Raw genomic sequence first — 15,703 nt, 5'->3', positions numbered from 1 at the left:
AGATAGACCTTCGCACTATGCAGGGTGAAAAAGCGGTAGATGTTTCATCGCTCGCGGCTGGCGTTTATATGGTACAGATTATTGGTGAAAAAGCAAGCACTGTTAAGCGCTTGATTAAAGACTAATTTTTATCATAAATAAGTAATTAAAAAAGAAAGCCTTTCTAAAAAATAGAAAGGCTTTCACTTTTTAAGAATATCTAGGTTGGTAAAAGTTTCAAAAAGATTACTTTTAAAAATTAAAATTAAGCTATGTTACCTTGGCATCAATATTTACTGGGCGTACTTTTAGTGCTTGCCGGAATGAATCACTTTCGAAAACCTAAACTCTACGAACGCGTCTTGCCACCTTACATTCCTGCTCATGGTACAATCGTAGTGCTGAGCGGTATTATTGAAATGATACTCGGATTTATGTTGCTTAATAAAAACACACAAATTGAGGCCGCTTGGGGTATTATTGTAATGCTATTTGCGTTTATTCCCGTGCATATTTATATGCTTCAAAATGAAAAGGCCGCGATGAAACTTCCTAAATGGTTGCTTATTGTTAGGTTGCCACTACAGCTTGGGCTCATGTACTGGGCGTATTTATATACGTAGTAAAAACAACTTTAGAAATTAATTAAAAATTTCGTTTAAAACTGTTGCCAATCGTATCCCGCCTTTCTGAAGCTGAAAACGCAACACATCCATATATTTATACATATAATTGTATCCTAGCTTTTCACCCACTTCGGTGTTTTGATAGATATTTTCGCAAATTTCCCGACTTTCGTACATCCAATCTATTACGGTACCCTTCTTAACGGCTTCTATTTGTTGCTTTGAAAGCACATCTGTATTCTTGGCTAATTCGCTATAAGACATATCGTAAAAATCAATCATTTTTGAATCCCATACTGTATGTAAATTTGAACCATCCTTAAACCAACGAACCTGAAAATCGTTTCCGCCCTTATCTTCGGCCAAACCAATATGCAATGGTTGATGAAGGTCTCCCATAAAATGTACTAACATTTTAAGATAAAAAACCTTGTCTTCTTTAGAGCTGTTTTTATCTTTTAAAACAGCAACACATTTTTTTATACCTTGAATAATATCGCCTTTTTCACTTTTAGGATAGGTTTCGTATTTTTCACCAAAAGGAAAACTTACATAGTGCCAAGGACGGTACATATCAAAATTACGGTCGCTTTTTATATCATCGCCATAATTTGCAACAAATGCCAACGAATGGCCATCCAACAATTTTAAAATTTCCTTTTCGGCTTTTCTACTCAAGTAATCATCGGCAATTTCACCCACCGCGCGATGACCTGTTTTCCCCCAATCTTCCGAGGCAAAAAGTCCGTTCGAAAACAATACTACCAACAAAACTAAAACTGCTTTTTTCATATTTAAATGTCGTTATATATTTCAATTTCAATCGCAGCAAAGATAGCATCCATAAATTCAAAAGTGATTCCTGCCGATTAAAAAAAGAAAATAATTTTTATTTGATGCATTTCACTACTTTTAAAAACCTGTAAAATAGCCCCAAATACTATAATTTAATAAAACTGAAAAGCAATATTAAGTGAATTTATTTGTTAAAGAAACGCATGATACCAAAGTGTAAAAACACATCTTAAAATGAAACATTGTTTAATCTTTTTCCTTTTTTCTATAGGAATAGTTAATGCCCAAACTAATAAATACCATACCGAAAATCTTAGCATTACACCTCTTATTGATGGAACGTTAATGGTTCCTGAAAATATTGAAGAACCGGTATTAGCTATTATTGTTGGTGATAGCGGTCCCACGGATAGAAACGGAAACCAACAAATGATGGTAAACAATGCTTTAAAATATTTAGCCGAAGGCCTTTACCAAAACCAAATTGCTTCGTTTAGATACGATAAAAGAATTGTAAAACAAATGAAGAGCCGGGCGCTAAACGAAAGAAACATTCAATTTGACGATTTTATTACTGATGCAATTGCCATTCTTGAATATTTCAAAAAAGATCCACGATTTTCAAAAATATATATCATTGGGCACGGTCAAGGGTCGCTCGTAGGAATGATAGCTGCACAAAATGGCGCTGCCGGATTTATTTCTATAGCTGGTGCGGGGCAGGAAATTGATGACGTAATTGTAGCGCAACTAGCGGAGCAAGCACCAGGCTTGGTTGATAATGCCCGTTCTTCATTCGATGATCTTCGGGCCAATGGTGTGGCGTCTAATTACAGTCCTGGATTGGCTTCAATTTTTCGAAAGGAAATTCAGCCTTTTATTTATACTTGGATGCAGTACAATCCCAAAATAGAAATTCAAAAATTGAAGATTCCCGTTTTACTTATTAATGGTGAAAAAGATATTCAGGTTCAACTTTCGGAAGCAGAATTACTAAAGACTGCAAAGCCCGATGCCAAATATGAAATTATTCCCAAGATGAATCATATCTTTAAAGAAATTGAAGGTAACGACCTGGAGAACAGCAAGTCGTATAATATTTATAACCTGCCGGTAATGCCTAAATTAATTAGTATTATTAGCGATTTTATTAAAAAATAATTGAAATTAAAAAATAATTGTATTTTGCAGCAAAACCATCAAAAATGCAAGATACTACTGCCGAAATTTTAAAGGATACCACTCCCCTTTTTACCAATGACACGATAGTTTTTGGAATATTAATGCTAGCCTTGGGCTTTATTTTTTACACGTCTTCGCGCAAAGAAGGATTTTGGAATAAATTCTACGGTATTGTTCCCGCGTTATTTATGGCTTATTTCCTCCCTGCATTATTGACTACTGCGGGCGTTATTTCGCCAGAATGGACCACCGTCGCAGATACTGGCGAAGCTACTACTGGCAGTACAAGTTTATACTATATGTCCAGCCGGTATTTATTACCTGCTGCCTTGGTGTTAATGACTCTAAGCATAGATTTAAAAGGCGTTTTAAATCTGGGTCCGAAGGCTCTTATTATGTTTTTTGCGGGAACCATCGGGATTGTACTTGGCGGCCCGTTGGCTGTATTGATTGTTGGCTCTATACATCCAGAAGCAGTAGGTGGCGAAGGTGCCGACGCTGTTTGGCGCGGACTCTCAACATTAGCAGGTAGTTGGATTGGCGGTGGTGCCAACCAAACTGCAATGCTTGAAATTTACGGCTACAACCAAAAATTATACGGAGGGATGGTATTTGTAGATATTGTAGTGGCAAATATCTGGATGGCAATTATTCTTTTCGGAATTGGAAAATCTGCAAAGATTGATAAATGGCTAAAGGCAGATACTTCTGCAATAGATGGTTTGAAGGATAAAGTTTCAGAATATGCTAAAAAAGTAGATAGAAATCCAACTCTAACGGATTTGATGATATTGGCAGCCATTGCCTTTGGAACGGTGAGTTTTGCACATTTTGGAGCCGATTATTTAAGTGGCTTTTTCACCTCTATTGTAAATCAAATACCTAAAGGAATAACCCGAAATATATTTACTTTTCTCGATTCCAGTTTCTTTTGGATGATAACAATAACTACTATAATTGGAGTTCTACTATCATTTACAAAAGCAAAAGCATATGAAGGTGCTGGCGCCAGCAAATTTGGTAGTGTATTTATTTACATTTTAGTAGCCAGCATTGGAATGAAGATGGATTTAACCCTAATTTTTGAAAATATGTGGTTAATCGTAATTGGTTTGGTATGGATGGCCGTGCATGCAGGTTTAATGATTTTAGTTGCAAAAATGATTCGTGCTCCGTATTTCTTTTTGGCGGTGGGGAGCCAAGCAAACGTTGGAGGAGCAGCTTCGGCACCAATTGTTGCTTCCGCTTTTCACCCTTCATTGGCGACGGTTGGAGTACTATTAGCCGTCTTTGGGTACGCTATTGGCACCGTCGCTGCAATTATATGCACTGTGTTGATGCAATTAGCTTCGGGTGCATAAATATTTAAAAAAAAATATCATCTTTGCATTCCGTTTAAAAAAGTTAACATGCGTTACCTATTTACTATTTTAATATTTTTTATAAGTTTTATTAGTTGCTCAACAGATTCTGACAAAATGAATCTGACGGGGACAGTAAAAGGCTTAAAAAAGGGCACGTTATTGCTTCAAAAATTTGATGACACGCTCTTGGTTACCGTAGATTCGATGATTGTTGATGGGTTTTCAGATTTTACATTTTCAGAAAAAATTGAAAGTCCAGAAATGTATTATTTATACGTTAGACTAAAAGATGGAACTTTGCGGGATGATCGGATTGCATTTTTTGCAGAAAACCATCCGATGCATATTCAAACTAATTTAAAGAATTTTGGTAGCGCAGCCATAGTAAAAGGTTCGGCCAATGACAGTATTTTTAGAGAGTTTGAAAAATTAAGACAGCGTTATGTAGCGAAGAATCTTGAATATATTTCAGAACGCTTTAAAAAAGGCAACAATAATAATGATTCTCTGGAAATGGATTTAAATAGAAAGCAGCAATCATTAATAAAGAGTAAATATTTTACCACTATAAATTTTGCAATGAATCACAGCGATTATGAGGTTGCGCCCTATTTAATTTTAAGTGAAGCATACAGTTCTAATCTTAAATATTTAGACACTGTATATCAATCGCTTTCACCTAAAATAAAAGACTCCAAATACGGTAAGGAATTGGAGTCTTTTATTGAAATGCGTAAAAAAAGTGATTCTATTTTATAACGCGTTAATTTTGTTTATCATTTCTCTACCACGTGTTTCAAGTTCGGCATTTACCTCCTTGAAATGTTTCTTTTTATTTTCCACATCTTTTTGATTTACCTTAGCAATAAGCTCATCAAAAGTTGTAATTGCTTCATCAATAATTGCTTCAGCTTTTTTATTATCCTTGTCTGCATTGGTTAATTCCCAAATATAAACTGCTTCAATAATATCGCCTAAAACATAATTAATATCTTTTTTTAAATTTCTTACGTTTGCCATTTTCTTCTTTATTATTTGTTGTATCTATTTACTTCAATATTTTTTAAATCGGGCAAAGGTACGAAGATTTACGGAATGTACACCTCCAAAAAGCTAGCTGAATTGGTAATAAATTTTATTTCAGCTATTTGTGCAGGAATAAGTATGGTTTCACCTTTTTTTAATTCTTCCGAATAGCCATCTGTTTCAATTATTGTGCTGCCTTCTAAACACATATAAACCGTAAAGGAGGCAATTGATTTTAGGTCTTTACGATAACTTTTGGACAGCACGAGTTTATTTACAACAAAGAAATCTGTAGTGCCAATATGCACAGGAGTATTTTTCGCTTGTCCGTAAGTCATTCTTGATTTTGGCGGATTAAAATTGATAGCATCCAATGCTAAATCGGTATGTAATTGGCGCATTTGGCCGTTAGTATCTGGTCTATCCCAATCGTAAATTCGGTAGGTAATATCTGATGTTTGTTGAATTTCGGCCAGTAACACCCCTGCACCAATGGCGTGTACCGTACCTGGATTTAAAATAAACGCATCACCTTTTTTAACGGTTTCAGAATTAAGAATTTCCGGAATTTTATTTTCGGAAAGCGATTTTAAATACTTTTGCTTATCCATTTTTTGGTTGAAACCAAGAATAAGTTCACCTCCTTTTTCAACATTCAGAATGTACCACATTTCGGTTTTTCCGAAGGAATTGTGTCGTTGCTTAGCTAATGCATCGTCGGGATGTACTTGCACAGAGAGGTTTTCGGAAGCATCAATAAACTTAAAGAGCAATGGAAATTGATTTTCAAAATCTGAATATACTTTTTCACCAACCAATTTTTCTTTATAGTTTTCTAACAACCAATTTAAAGTTTTGCCTTTAAAGGGTCCGTTTGCAATTTCTGAAATATTATTTTCAACACCAGATATCTCCCAGCTCTCCCCTACATTATCTTTTGAATTTTTATGGAAAAGTTCGTACAATTTCGTACCGCCCCATACTTTTTCCTTCAGTATAGGGTAAAATTTTAAAGGATATAATGTTGAAATTGTAATCATTAATTACCGTTATAAACAACGAAGTTACGTGGAGTTTCGTAAAGTTTTATTGAAATACCGTATTTCGAATCGATTCGAGCTCTAATTTTTTTCCAAATTACAACTGCAATGTTTTCTACAGTGGGATTAAGGTTTTTAAATTCCTGGACTTCAAGATTTAAATTTTTATGATCGAATGGGTCTTCCACTTCTTCCTTTATAATATCCCGCAAGATTTTTAAATCTATTAAAAAGCCGGTTTTAGGATCGATTTCGCCAGAAATGCCCACTTCTAATTCATAATTATGGCCGTGATAATTTGGATTGCTGCATTTTCCAAAAACTTCAAGATTTTTGGCATCATCCCATTCTTCTCTAAAAAGGCGATGCGCCGCATTAAAATGTGCTTTTCTATATACGGTTAGGCTCATACTTTTAAATGTTGGTAAAATTTGTCGAAAATAATTTTAAACCAAGCCGTATATATGTTTGGATTTTGCGCTATATCTGTTTTTACAGCTTCGAGATCCATCCATTTCCAGGCTGCAACTTCTTCAGGATTTATTTCAGGTGTTCCGTTAAAGCTACCAACTAATATATGATCTAATTCGTGTTCTGTAAGTCCATTATCAAACGGGGCCTTATAAATAAAGGTGGTGGTCTCTTTTAAATCGGTAGTAAAGCCCATTTCTTCAAAAAGGCGCCTTTTCCCTGCTGCCAGCGATGATTCGTTGTGGCGCTGATGGCTACAGCAAGTATTTGTCCACAGTCCGGGCGTATGATATTTATGCAATGCGCGTTGTTGTAATAATAATTCATTTTTATGATTAAAAATAAAAACGGAAAACGCGCGATGAAGAACACCTTTTTCATGTGCCTCTTGTTTGGGCATAAGTCCCAACTGCTCATCTTTTTCATTCACCAGGATAACTTGTTCTTCAATCATATTAAAAATCTTTTGGTTCAAAAATACGAAAAGGGCGGCTGTATTAAAAGCAAAAAGCGCTCAATAGTACGTATTGAACGCTTTTTAGGAATATAACTTGGTTAGCCTAATCCTGTATTATAAACATTGATCTTCTATTTAATTGATGTTCTTCTTCGGTACATTCGGCATCATTTCCGCAGTTGTTTATTAACATAGTTTCTCCATATCCTTTCGCGGTCAAGCGCGACTCATCTATACCTTTTTCTACGATCCAATTTAAAGTAGATTGCGCTCTTCTTTCTGAAAGTTTCATATTGTAACTATCTCTTCCTCTTGAATCGGTATGCGATTCAATATGAATTACAAGTTCAGGGTATAGCTCCATAGCATACAGTATTTTGGCCAATTCAATTTCGGCATCTGGGCGTATGTAGTCTTCGTCGTAATCAAAATAAATAGGCTGAAGTTCTAAAATACATCCTAGATCGTTTGGTGGGCACGGATCTTTCAATTTTAATTGAATATTTAAATCTATTACACCCCCCTGGTCCGGTGTTTCGACAACTTCTTCTTTTGGAAAATACAGTTTTTTTGTTGCTCTAATAATATATCTGGTATCGCATTCGGTTGTAAAACTGAAGGCAGCATCTTCACCGACGGTTACTCGTTCAATTTCGATGTTATCGGCATTGAGCAATGACACCTCGGAGCCTGGGAGAAGTTCTTGGGTATCAATATCAGTTACGATTCCATTGATGGTCATTACACATTTTTCGTAGAAATAATAGATATCGTCGTCAATAGCGCCACGACCACCTGCGGCATTTGACGTATAATAACCACTTCCTTGAGATTCTTTAATTATGAGACCAAAGTCATCCATTTTGGTATTAATAGGCGGTCCAAAATTGGAAACTTGTTTTAAGCTTCCATCTGTATCTAATGTTGCCACATAAATGTCTAGCCCACCTTGACCAAAATGGCCATCACTTGCAAAATACAAAGTGTTGTTTTCACTAATAAACGGAAAGGTTTCTCGAGATCTTGTATTTACTTCCGGGCCGAGGTTTACTGGTACGCCATAGGTAATTGTACTATCCTTTTCCTTCTTTATATCTACCCGATAAAGATCTGAACGTCCGTAGCTACCTGGCATATCTGACGCAAAATAGAGGCGTTTTCCGTCTGGACTCAACGCGGGATGTGCGTTGTTAAAACTATTACTGTTAAATGGTAAATCGGTTATATCGCCCCAGTACTCACTACCGTCTTTACCTACTTTTAGATCGGCTCTTAGTATTTTTAATTTAATAACCCTGCCTTTATCAAATCCCTTTTTACCTTCGAGGTAGTTGTTTCTGGTAAAGTACATTGTTTTACCGTCCTTTGTAAAAACAGGTGTTGATTCGTGAAATTTAGTATTTACGTCTCCATCAAGATGTCTTGAGTTTGAAAGGCCTCCATCGCTATCAATTTCGGCAACATATAAATCTAAAAATGGCATATTGCTCCAATTGTGTTTTTTGAAATCATCTCGATTTCTCGCAGTGGAGGAAAAAACTATTTTATCTTTATAATAGATAGGACTAAAGTCAGATAACTTTGTATTTACGGCAACTTTATTTATTACATATTTAAAAGGATGAACCCCTAAACTCTGCAAATATTCAGGATCGTTATCAAACTTTTTAATATTCTTTTCTTCGCCACCTTTAGTAAAGAAAATATTCATTACAGCTTCAGATTCCTGATATTTTCCTGAACTTTTTAATGTTTGGGCAATTCTGTAGTAATAGTCGGTTTCTATCGCATCAGGAAATTCTTTAAGAAGTTTATAATACCATTTCTCAGCATTTACATAATCACTATTATAATAATAGGTATCGCCTAGTTTCTTATATATTTCTGCCGATGAGTAGCCATTTTCAACAACTCTAAGATAGATTTTTCTTGCGTTGATATAGCCGTATTTATCAAACTGCTCATTTGCTTTTGCTATTTTCACTTCTTGCGAAAGCACAGCATTTGCAAACAACAAAAAACCAATTAACAATATTTGTTTAAGTGAAGTCATTAACTGCAGTTTTTAAAAACGTTTTACATTAAATTCCTTATTACTAGGGAGCAAGCCGCTCTATCTTTTTAGGATAGCGGCATTTATGTAATGGCAACTAACTTATAGCAATAAGTAGCGCTTTTACAAAGGTTTATAGTTGTAAATCGGGGAGATTTAAGGGTACGCCTTAATTATTTACAATACAGACATCAATCTTGTATGATGAACATAGATCTTCTGTTTAATTGGTGTTCTTCGGCCGTACATTTTACGCCATTAGAACATTTATTAATAAGTCGTGATTCACCAAATCCTTTAGCAGTAAGTCTGCTCTTATCAATTCCTTTTTTAACAAGCCACTTAAGTGTGGATTGCGCACGTCTTTCAGAGAGTGCAAGGTTATAATTGTCGTTACCGCGTGAATCTGTATGCGACTCAATATTTATTTTTAGTTGATCATATTGTTTTAAAGCAGCCAGTATTTTAGCCAATTCAATTTCGGCATCCGGTCTGATATTAGATTTGTCAAAATCAAAATAAATTGGCTGTAAATCTAAGATACAATTTAGATCGTTTGGCGGACAGCCAATACGTTTTAGTGGAATTGGCACATCCACAGTACCTGTTATGAAAGGTGTTTTTATAGATGTTTCATAGGGTGTGTAATCTTCCTTGATACCTCTAACAATATATTGTATTCCACATCCGGCAATAAATTTATAACTTCCATCAGTTCCTGAGGTAGTTTGGCTTACCAATTGATTAAAATTATCTAATAAACTAACCTGAGCATCTGCCAATGGTTCATTTGTGTCTACGTCAAACACAATACCTTTTACGGTAATGCTACAACCTTCTTTGAGCAAATAGATATCGTCATCGGCACTACCTCTATTTCCACCTCTATTAGAAGATAAATAGGCAATCCGCTCCTTTTCGTTTATAATAAAACCGAAATCGTCTTTAGCACTATTGGTTGGCGGCCCTAAATGTTGCGCAGTTCCGACTGCTTTTCCTGAGTCATCGAGAGATACTACAAATACGTCATATCCGCCCATTCCCGAACGACCGTCGCTCGCAAAATACAGGTTGTTATTGTCGCTAATGAACGGAAACGAATCTCTCCCTCCGGTATTTATTTCTGGACCCATATTTACTGGGGGGCCATAAGTATCGTTCCCAAGAATATCTACATACCAAATATCAGACATTCCGAGGGTTCCGGGCATATCAGAAGCAAAGTATAATCTTTTTTCATCGGGACTCAGGGTGGGATGCGCTACAGAATAGGATTCACTGTTAAATGGCAATTCTATTATATTTCTCCATGTGTTTTCGCCAGCTCTTGTAGCTTTAAAGATGGTTAGTCGGAGGGTTTTAAACTTATTGGATTTATCGAAGTCTTTTTTTCCTTCTATAATTCTATTTCTTGTAAAAAACATCGTATTTCCATCTTTCGTAAAAAATGGTGTTGATTCGTTATATTCGGAGTTTACATCACCCCCAACACGCACGGAATTCCTCAACTGGCCATCGGAGCCTCTATCTGCAATAAAGAGGTCTAAATATGGTTCTTCGGTCCAGTCGTCAAATTTAGGGATTACATTTTCTCCTGCTGAGGCATATATTATTCTATTATTCATATAGAATGCTGGTCCAAAGTCTGAAGTTGGCGAATTAACCGCAACTTTTTCAATATCTATTTCCTTGGAATCAAAAACTATACTTTTTAAGTATTCCGGATCGTCATTGTATGTTTTTACTATAAAGGTAGTTCCTCCTTTTGCTATATAGTCTTGTAATAATGCATCTGCTTCTTGGTACCTACCCAAACTCTTAAGTGATTGCGCAGCTTTGTAAAAATACTCTGGTTGTGCTTCATCTGGATATTTATTTACGAGTTTAAGATACCACTTTGCTGCGTTGCCGTATTCACTATTAAAATAATAGGTATCTCCTAAATTTTGAAAAATTTGCGCAGATTCGTAGCCATCCTCAACTACTTTTAAGTAGATTTCACGCGCATCTATATACGCATATCTATCAAATTTTTTGTTTGCTTTTTGAATATCCTTTTTTTGAGAAATAGCGCTACCGGAGGTGAGCAAAATTAAAGCGAAAATAAATATGTTGCGTAATAATGTATTCATAGTCTTTATAATTTTAGAAGAATCTTGGAGTTAATACGCGCTCTGGTCTGTTGAATAATTCAAAGCGAAACATAATTTCGTAAGATCCATCGCTATAAGCTTCTATATCGGTTGTTTGGTAATCATATCCAAAACCTATAAATATATTCTCTGTGGCCTGAAAACCAACTAGCCCACTCATTGCTGCGCTCCATCTATAGGCAGCTCCTAAAGTAAGTTTATCGTACAATAAAAAGTTTGCAGATAAATCGGCTTGTAGGGGCGACCCACTAACAAGTTTTACGAGCGCTGCAGGTTTGAACTTTAAGTCGTCGCTAATATCAAATACATAACCCGCAATTAGAAAGTAGTGCATGCGTTCGGCGGCGGTAGTTTCAACTTGGGTATTTTCAATACTGCCGGTGTCAAAATGTTTTGTTGTTAAAAAATTTGGTACTGAAAGTCCAGCATAAAATCTTTCGGTATTATAATATACACCAGCTCCTATTTGGGGTTGTAGTTTATTGTCTATATTATTTTCTTGAAAATAGGGGTCATTGGGGTCGTATATATTTAGTTTTGAAAAATCTACATCCAGAATGTCTAAACCAGCTTTAAGACCGAATGATAATTTGGCATCTGCTGAAGTATTTATACTATATGAATAATCTATGTTAAAATTGGTTTCAATTGCTGGACCTATACGATCGTTCACAACAGATAGACCTAGCCCCATATTATCGGCCACAGGTGAATTTACAGTAAATGTTCCTGTATTTGGTGCTCCATCTCCAAAATTTACCCATTGGGTTCTATAGAGTAAACCAAAACTTAAGACTTCACGATTTCCTGCATATGCAGGGTTTACCACCTGCGTATTGTACATATATTGAGTGTACTGTGGGTCTTGCTGCGCTTTACTTGAAAACGTGCCAAGTAAAATCAAAATTAGTAGTGTTAGATAACTGTGTTTCATAGTTATGTATTTTTAATCCTGGGAGGGAAATTCCTCCCAGGAAAATTTTTGATTTCTCTATCTGTTAATATATAAATATCCATTGTATTTCGCCTGACCAGGATTATCTTCTGGGAAGGTAAGAATATAGAAGTAAGTACCTGTTGGTAATTCCTTGTTTGCTTCTATAGTTACACGTCCTTCAGAAACTCCTTTGAAAACGTTCTCAGAATCTGTAGAACCTCCGTAGCCATCTGTTTCGAATACTAGTACACCCCATCTGTTGAAAATCTTCACATTATTTTTAGGATAATCTTTTATTCCTTGTATTAGGAAGAAATCATTAAATCCGTCTCCATTAGGAGTAATACCGTTAAATATTTCAAAGGTAACTGATTCTACTAAAGGAAGTGTTACAACTGTTGGATCATCTGGTTCACCATCTCCATTGTTATCATTATTAGTTAAATCTGTTGGGTCATCAGAATCATCTTCAACAATATTACCATTTATATCCTCTCCAGTAACGGTAGCTTGGTTTACCACCTCGCCATTTTCTATATCATCTTCAGTAATGTAATAGGTTGCAGTAAATGTAGTACTATCTACTTCACCGGGCAACAATTGGGTTATTGGTCCACCTGTAATTTCAATACCAGGTAATGGATCTGCAATTGTGATATTGTAGATTGTTACCGTTCCTGTATTGGTTACCGTGAATTCGTATGAAATTGATTCACCCACATCTGATGAGCCATTATCGTTTTCATCATTGAATACACCGGTTTTTTCAAGACCAATTGACAAGTTGTTGCACACAACTGTTATTGTTGGATCGTTCTCAAGATAACTGTCATCGTCAGACTGATCAAATACTTGGTCGCCATTTGGTGCAGTTCCTTCTGCAGTAGCTTGGTTTTCAATAGACCCTGTATCTATATCGGTTTGCGTTATAGTATAAACTGCTGTGAAAGTGGTAGTATCCTCTTCTCCAGCGGCTAGAGTAATTGGTCCTCCAACTACAGCTACCATTGGGTCAACTATTAAAACATTTGTCAATATAACGTTTCCAGTATTTTTAACACTGAAGTTATACGAAATTGTTTCTCCAAGGTCTGCACATCCATTACCATTTTCGTCGTTTGGAACCCCTGCTTTAATTAAAGCAATTGAAGGATCCTGACACAGTACGGTAACAGTTGGATCATCCTCAAACTCACTATCATCATCAGATAGATCGCTTACAGTATTTCCTAACGGATCAGTACCTGTTACGGTAGCTTGATTCTCAACAAATCCGGCATCTATATCAATTTGTGTAATTGTATATGATGCGGTAAAAGTTGTTTCATCTGTAGTATTAGGTGCCATAGTAATTGGCCCTCCTACTACGCTAACTAATGGATCGGTTATTGTAACGTTTGTCAAAGTCACATTTCCAAGGTTGAATACTTTGAAACTATAATCAATAGTTTCATCAACATTTGCACAACCATCACCATTAGTATCATTAAGTACTCCTGTTTTTATAAGAGCAATTACTGGGTTTTGGCACACTACAGTTACTGTTGGATCGTCTTCAAGTACGCTATCGTCGTCAGAAAGATCGCTTACTACTGTTAAGTCTGGATCGGTTCCTTGTACTGTAGCTTGGTTTATTACTTGTCCTGCATCAATATCTGCTTGTGTAAGTGCATAATCTGCTTCAAATATCCAAGTTTCAGTTTCTTGAAGTATTCCATCACCGTCATCGCCTGAAACTAAAACAATAGGAACAACTGGATTTGGCGCTTCCAATAGCGGATCTGTAATTGCGATCGCACTTAAAGGAACGTTACCTTCATTTGTAACCGTGAATGTATAAGAAATAGTTTCATCAACATTTGCACAACCATCTTGATTTTCGTCGTTAACAACGCCCGTTTTCACTACTGCTATTGCAGGAGCAGGTGTTTTCTGTACAAGTAGATAAACTGTTGCTCTGTCTGTTGCCACTGGACTACCATCGTCGAAAATACCATATACAAATTGATCGGTTCCTATAAAATCTGTTGTTGGCGTATATTGGAAACTACCATCAGCATTAATAACCAACGTACCATTTGATGGTCCGCTAATTGGACTAATTGTAACGTCTACTGTTTGATTATCTCCTTCCGGATCAGTATCATTATCTAGTACATTGCCAGAAATAATTGTGTTTAATTCGCCATTATAGGCATCGTCATTCGCCACCGTTATATTTACATTAGAATCTATAATATAAATGGTAACTATTGCGGTATCACAAAGTGCCGGGGTGCCATTATCGCAAATGGTGTACTCAAAAGTATCAACTCCAATAAAACCAGCATTAGGAGTATAGGTGTAAGTTCCGTCAGGATTCATTACAACCGTACCATTGGTTGGATTGGTATTAGCGGTTACTGATATAGGATCGCCATCTGGATCGAAATCGTTTACAAGAGCATTTCCGCTTACGGGAACATCTACTAAAGTTATATTAGTATCATTATTAGCAACTGGCGGATCATTATCTACTGTTGGTCTAACAACTTCAATTGTAACGATTGCCGTATCACAGGCTATTGGGTTTCCACCATCGCACACTTGATACTCAAAGTTATCTGTTCCAACGAAATTTAGTGCCGGTGAATAAATGTATGTACCATCGGCATTAAATACTACTGTACCACTGGTTGGACCATTAACTAATGAAAACACTTCCGTTCCTGCTGGACCGTCCGGGTTCAGGTCGTTGGTGGATACATCCCCACCTACTGGTAAATTCATTAGAGTGTTGTTAATATCATCGATAGCAAATATCTCATTGGCACCATTATTTGGATCAATGCTGATATACACGGTTGCAATATCCGTAGCAACTGGTGCGCCATCATCAAATATTCCATACACAAACTGATCTGGACCACCGTAATCTGTATTTGGTGAATAGGTAAAGGTACCATCGGCATTGATCGTCAAGACTCCGTTGGTCGGACCGCTTATCGGTGTTATTGCAACATCAACAAATTGGTTGTCCCCTTCTGGGTCTGAATCGTTGTCCAGTACATTGCCCGTAATGTCCGTATTCGGCATACCGAAGTACGCATCGTCATTGGCAACGGTAATATTGCCGGCGTTCGGTATTACCTGGATGGTAACTACCGCTGTATCGCATAAGGGCGGGGTGCCGTTGTCACAAATGGTGTATTCAAAGGTATCCTGGCCTTCAAATCCTGCGTTTGGCGTATAGGTGTAAGTTCCGTCAGGGTTCATTACTACCGTACCGTTGGCTGGGTTTGTGTTGCCCGTTACTGTGATCGGATCGCCGTCCGGATCAAAGTCGTTGACAAGTACGTTTCCGCTTACCGGGATATCGACTTCCGTTAAATTGGTATCCGCATTAGCAATCGGTGCATCGTTGCCCGATGTGGTATTCAATACTTCAATGTAAACGAAGGCCGTATCACACGCTATTGGGTTACCGCCATCGCAAACTTGATATTCAAATGTATCGGCACCAACAAAATCTAAAGCTGGTGTGTAGGTATAGGTACCATCGGCATTAAATACTACTGTACCATTGGTTGGACCGTTTACCAACGTGAACACTTCCGAGCCCGCTGGACCGTCCGGGTTCT

14 protein-coding genes are annotated in these 15,703 nt (G+C 36.7%); 5 read left to right on the top strand and 9 right to left on the bottom strand.

The genetic code is table 11. The annotated features are described in order from the left end of the window. The first annotated feature begins 17 nt into the window (after positions 1–17). Positions 18–125, top strand: a complete 108-nt coding sequence (locus tag VZD24_RS15275; RefSeq protein ID WP_373693834.1) for a T9SS type A sorting domain-containing protein — start codon at positions 18–20, stop codon at positions 123–125. 126 nt (positions 126–251) lie between these two features. Beyond that, a complete protein-coding gene (locus VZD24_RS14880; RefSeq protein WP_342688041.1) occupies positions 252–602 on the top strand; it encodes a DoxX family protein in 351 nt (116 codons plus the stop codon). Between the two features lie 18 nt (positions 603–620). On the opposite strand, the gene VZD24_RS14875 is transcribed toward VZD24_RS14880, so the two are convergent. Next, positions 621–1,397: a S1/P1 nuclease gene (locus tag VZD24_RS14875; protein ID WP_342688043.1), complete on the bottom strand. Its 777-nt coding sequence runs from the start codon at positions 1,395–1,397 to the stop codon at positions 621–623. A 237-nt stretch (positions 1,398–1,634) separates the two neighbouring features. Here VZD24_RS14875 and VZD24_RS14870 point away from each other — a divergent pair, with 237 nt between their 5' ends. The 3 genes from VZD24_RS14870 to VZD24_RS14860 all read left to right on the top strand — a co-directional run bounded on the left by VZD24_RS14870 (position 1,635) and on the right by VZD24_RS14860 (position 4,705). Continuing rightward, complete coding sequence (locus VZD24_RS14870) at positions 1,635–2,561, top strand: alpha/beta hydrolase (protein ID WP_342688044.1); 927 nt, start codon at positions 1,635–1,637, stop codon at positions 2,559–2,561. Between the two features lie 44 nt (positions 2,562–2,605). Then, positions 2,606–3,943, top strand: a complete 1,338-nt coding sequence (locus VZD24_RS14865; protein WP_279447290.1) for a DUF819 family protein — start codon at positions 2,606–2,608, stop codon at positions 3,941–3,943. Positions 3,944–4,060: 117 nt separating this feature from the next. Next, positions 4,061–4,705: a DUF4369 domain-containing protein gene (locus VZD24_RS14860; RefSeq protein WP_342688045.1), complete on the top strand. Its 645-nt coding sequence runs from the start codon at positions 4,061–4,063 to the stop codon at positions 4,703–4,705. Here VZD24_RS14860 and VZD24_RS14855 read toward each other — a convergent pair. The 8 genes from VZD24_RS14855 to VZD24_RS14820 all read right to left on the bottom strand — a co-directional run. Continuing rightward, on the bottom strand, positions 4,700–4,966 hold the full coding sequence (locus VZD24_RS14855; protein ID WP_279447287.1) for a hypothetical protein: 267 nt from the start codon (positions 4,964–4,966) through the stop codon (positions 4,700–4,702). The genes VZD24_RS14860 and VZD24_RS14855 overlap by 6 nt on opposite strands. Positions 4,967–5,034: 68 nt before the next feature. Then, positions 5,035–6,012, bottom strand: a complete 978-nt coding sequence (locus VZD24_RS14850) for a type I phosphomannose isomerase catalytic subunit (protein WP_342688046.1) — start codon at positions 6,010–6,012, stop codon at positions 5,035–5,037. Further along, positions 6,012–6,422, bottom strand: coding sequence for a 6-pyruvoyl trahydropterin synthase family protein (locus VZD24_RS14845; RefSeq protein ID WP_342688047.1), 411 nt, complete (start codon positions 6,420–6,422; stop codon positions 6,012–6,014). The genes VZD24_RS14850 and VZD24_RS14845 overlap by 1 nt, the downstream gene beginning before the upstream one ends. Further along, positions 6,419–6,937, bottom strand: a complete 519-nt coding sequence (idi, locus tag VZD24_RS14840; protein WP_342688049.1) for an isopentenyl-diphosphate Delta-isomerase — start codon at positions 6,935–6,937, stop codon at positions 6,419–6,421. The genes VZD24_RS14845 and idi overlap by 4 nt, the downstream gene beginning before the upstream one ends. Before the next feature lie 106 nt (positions 6,938–7,043). Then, on the bottom strand, positions 7,044–8,993 hold the full coding sequence (locus tag VZD24_RS14835; RefSeq protein ID WP_342688050.1) for an OmpA family protein: 1,950 nt from the start codon (positions 8,991–8,993) through the stop codon (positions 7,044–7,046). A gap of 191 nt (positions 8,994–9,184) precedes the next feature. Next, a complete protein-coding gene (locus tag VZD24_RS14830; RefSeq protein WP_279447282.1) occupies positions 9,185–11,125 on the bottom strand; it encodes an OmpA family protein in 1,941 nt (646 codons plus the stop codon). 13 nt (positions 11,126–11,138) lie between these two features. Continuing rightward, positions 11,139–12,080, bottom strand: coding sequence for a PorP/SprF family type IX secretion system membrane protein (locus tag VZD24_RS14825; protein ID WP_279447281.1), 942 nt, complete (start codon positions 12,078–12,080; stop codon positions 11,139–11,141). A gap of 57 nt (positions 12,081–12,137) precedes the next feature. After that, a partial coding sequence (locus VZD24_RS14820; RefSeq protein ID WP_342688822.1) for an Ig-like domain-containing protein occupies positions 12,138–15,703 on the bottom strand: 3,566 nt, incomplete at its 5' end.

The sequence above is a fragment of the Aequorivita flava genome, from assembly GCF_038742595.1.
GTDB lineage: Bacteria > Bacteroidota > Bacteroidia > Flavobacteriales > Flavobacteriaceae > Aequorivita > Aequorivita marisscotiae.
The sequence above is the reverse complement of the archived record's forward strand: the minus strand, read 5'-3'. Positions and strand labels throughout refer to the sequence as shown.

Bases quoted from the DNA above. Each gene is read 5' to 3' on its own strand.
- VZD24_RS15275 (WP_373693834.1), top strand. From the start codon at position 18: ATGCAGGGTGAAAAAGCGGTAGATGTTTCATCGCTCGCGGCTGGCGTT.
- VZD24_RS14880 (WP_342688041.1), top strand. From the start codon at position 252: ATGTTACCTTGGCATCAATATTTACTGGGCGTACTTTTAGTGCTTGCC.
- VZD24_RS14875 (WP_342688043.1), bottom strand. From the start codon at position 1,397: ATGAAAAAAGCAGTTTTAGTTTTGTTGGTAGTATTGTTTTCGAACGGA.
- VZD24_RS14870 (WP_342688044.1), top strand. From the start codon at position 1,635: ATGAAACATTGTTTAATCTTTTTCCTTTTTTCTATAGGAATAGTTAAT.
- VZD24_RS14865 (WP_279447290.1), top strand. From the start codon at position 2,606: ATGCAAGATACTACTGCCGAAATTTTAAAGGATACCACTCCCCTTTTT.
- VZD24_RS14860 (WP_342688045.1), top strand. From the start codon at position 4,061: ATGAATCTGACGGGGACAGTAAAAGGCTTAAAAAAGGGCACGTTATTG.
- VZD24_RS14855 (WP_279447287.1), bottom strand. From the start codon at position 4,966: ATGGCAAACGTAAGAAATTTAAAAAAAGATATTAATTATGTTTTAGGC.
- VZD24_RS14850 (WP_342688046.1), bottom strand. From the start codon at position 6,012: ATGATTACAATTTCAACATTATATCCTTTAAAATTTTACCCTATACTG.
- VZD24_RS14845 (WP_342688047.1), bottom strand. From the start codon at position 6,422: ATGAGCCTAACCGTATATAGAAAAGCACATTTTAATGCGGCGCATCGC.
- idi (WP_342688049.1), bottom strand. From the start codon at position 6,937: ATGATTGAAGAACAAGTTATCCTGGTGAATGAAAAAGATGAGCAGTTG.
- VZD24_RS14835 (WP_342688050.1), bottom strand. From the start codon at position 8,993: ATGACTTCACTTAAACAAATATTGTTAATTGGTTTTTTGTTGTTTGCA.
- VZD24_RS14830 (WP_279447282.1), bottom strand. From the start codon at position 11,125: ATGAATACATTATTACGCAACATATTTATTTTCGCTTTAATTTTGCTC.
- VZD24_RS14825 (WP_279447281.1), bottom strand. From the start codon at position 12,080: ATGAAACACAGTTATCTAACACTACTAATTTTGATTTTACTTGGCACG.